The sequence below is a fragment of the Photorhabdus cinerea genome, from assembly GCF_011189575.1.
Classification (GTDB): domain Bacteria; phylum Pseudomonadota; class Gammaproteobacteria; order Enterobacterales; family Enterobacteriaceae; genus Photorhabdus; species Photorhabdus cinerea.
Genome location: NZ_PUJW01000079.1, coordinates 1 through 3,121 on the forward strand (window position 1 = coordinate 1; position 3,121 = coordinate 3,121).

The 3,121-nt window shown below is 56.6% G+C and carries 1 protein-coding gene; it reads right to left on the reverse strand.

What is annotated here, in order from left to right; genetic code table 11:
- The coding region (locus C5469_RS22510; RefSeq protein WP_166310893.1) for an AMP-binding protein at window positions 1–3,121 on the reverse strand (3,121 nt) is incomplete at both ends.

A 3,121-nucleotide genomic window follows, 5' to 3' on the forward strand; every position in this document is an offset into this window, starting at 1 on the left:
ACGGCGTTCCTCTTCACTGCCTCACCCCCAATGATGATGAGTCGCAGGCAATCCGGCAGCGGTAATCCGGTGTCCCGGGCCGCCAGTTCAGACCAGAATAAGGTCGGCAGAGAGATAACCGTAATACTATGTTTCCGGGTTAAAGCAATGAATTCCGGCACCGACGCCAGCCAGCTATCATCACGGATCACCAGCGTGGCCCCGTTGCATAATGACGAGAAAAATTCTTCCACTGAAACATCAAACGCAAAAGCAGCAAATTGCAACACCCGGTCTTGAGCGGTGACATCATAAAGCTCATTAAAGCCCAGATAACGTTGATACACCGCCTGATGTTCCACCATCACGCCTTTCGGCTGCCCGGTGGAGCCGGAAGTGTAGATGACGTAAGCCAGATGCTGTGGCGTTAACGCTGGGACCAGCGGATTGCGGGCCGGCTGATCAGGCTGGATATTCGGATCAAGTACTGTCAACCCAACCAGCGCAGATTCACCCAATGCCGCCCGCCCGGTTTCATCAATCAGCACCACTGACGGGGCCGTATCATTCAGGATATACGCCAGACGTTCCGCCGGATAAGTGGCATCCAGCGGCACATAGGCGCCACCGGCTTTCAGTACCGCCAACAGCGCCACCACCATAGCCGGGGAACGGGCCACACAAATCGCTACCCGCTGGTCTGGTATAACGCCCAGGGCCATCAGTTGATGAGCCAGACGGTTAGCACGGGCATTCAGTTCCGCATAACTGAAAATCTGTTGTTGATATTCTAACGCCGTGGCTTGTGGGGCCTGCTCTGCCTGTTGCTCAAACAGCTGATGAATACATAACGGGTCTGGATAGGATGGATCAGTCGCGTTCCAGGTTTCCAGTAACAACTTGCGTTCCATTTCAGGCAGAACGTTCAGTGCCCGTACCGGTGTCTCAGGGGCCTGCTCCAATGTCTCCACCAGACTTTCCAACGCCTGCTGCATATAACCACATAGCCGATCTGGATCAAACGGCTGCACCACATTAGCAGTCAATCCCAGCGATTCACCAAAATCCTCCACCGACAACCCAAACGGATAGTTGGTCCGCTCCTGTCCCCCCAGAAATTCAATCCCGCTTATCCATTCATCTGACGTTGCCAGCAAAGCATTATGCCGATAGTTCAACAGACTGCTAAAGAGTGGCATATCCCCCTGCACCCCGCTGCAACGCTGGACCCGCGCCAGTGAAGCATGCTCATGCGCCAGCAAGCCGGCCAGTCGCAGATGCACCTCCTGCACACTGTCCCGTACCGGGGTCTCATTGATATCCAGCCGTAACGGCAGGGTATTAATAAACAACCCCATGCCACTATCAGCCCTTTCCCCTGCCGCCATGCGCCCAAACAACACCGTGCCAAACACCACTTTCTCCTGACCGCTGGTACGCGACAATACCTGCGCCCAGGCCAGATGACACAGCGCCGCCAGACTGACACCCAGATGTCTGGCCTGACTACGCAGACGGTCATTCAACCCGGCAGGCAGTATCCGGTAAGATTCCGTCTCCTGAGATCCATCAAGATGCACCTCCGCCAGCCCGAACGGCAGGGTGGGTTCATCCACCTCTGCCAGCATATCGGTGAAGAAACGGCGGTGCGCTTCCTGACTGACCCCCAACCGGACCTCCGCCACCAGATTGCGGAACGGGAACGGTGCAGACAGGCTATTTCCCTGCCCGGCAAGGCACGCCTGTACTTCACGGTGCATCACTTCCAGCGTGGTGTGGTCACCAATCAGGTGATGCAGCAGTTGCAGCACAATCCAGCGGCCATCGGTCTCCTGCGCCACCACAAAGCGCAATAACGGCGCCTGCCCCAAATCAAGGCGATAATGACGGGGATCAAAACGTTGCCTGAGTTGATCATCAACCGCCCCATCCGCCGGGTCCAGCGTCAATTCCATCACGGATAAGGCAGCCTGACGCCAGACCACCTGAGCCGGCGCAGACAATCCCTGCCAGATAAAGGCGGTCCGCAGGATATCATGGCGATCAACCACCTGTTGCACCGCCGCCAGATAACGATCCAGCAGAGACCGCTCAGCAAAAGCCATCTGACTGACGACCAGATACGTATCACCGTCGTTTGCCAGTAAATGGTGGAACAAAATCCCGTCCTGCAACGGTGACAAGGCATAGATATCCTGAATATTGGTCACCCCGCCCGGTACCTGCTCAACGATACGGTCAATCTCAGTCTGGGTCAGATCTATCAGCGGCAACATGGCGGGGGTGAGTGTCGTTGTCGCTGACGTAATGACATTCGGTGGTACCACCACTGACTGATGTTGCCCCAGTGTTTGCGCCAGTTCCGACAACCCCGGTGACTGGAACAGGTCACGCACCGCCAGCGTCAGCCCCAGGTGACGCAGGCGTTCAATCATGCGTACCGCCAGCAGTGAATGGCCACCCAACGCAAAGAAGCTGTCGTACCGGCTGATCTGGTCAATCCCCAGCAACTCATGCCAAATCGCCGCCAACGCGATTTCCGTTTCTCCCTGCGGCGCGGCGTAAACCTGACGGGCAAACGCCTCACTGTCCGGGGCCGGTAACGCCTGACGATCCAGCTTACTGTTAGGCGTCAATGGAAACGCATCCAGCCGCACAAAGGCCGACGGCACCATATAATCCGGCAACAGGGCACTCAGGTGGGTACGCAGACTATTAACCAACTCCTCATGAGCTTCCGCCACCACATAGGCCACCAGCCGTTTCTCCTGCCCTTCTCCCAGCGCCAGCACCACACAGTCACTCACCGCCGGATGTTCCGACAACTGTCCCTCAATTTCTCCCAGCTCTATCCTGAAACCACGGATTTTGACTTGATAGTCATTACGCCCCAGGAATTCCAGATTACCGTCTGGCAGATAACGGGCCAAATCCCCGGTCCGGTACATCCGCGCACCCGGTTTATCACTGAACGGATCAATCAGGAAACGTTCCGCCGTCAAATCCGGGCGATTGAGGTAGCCTCGCGTCACTCCCGCGCCACCTATGTACAATTCCCCTATCGCCCCCAGCGGCACAGGATGTCCCTCACTATCCAGTAAATACAGACGGGTATTGGTCAGCGGACGTCCGATTGTCGGAT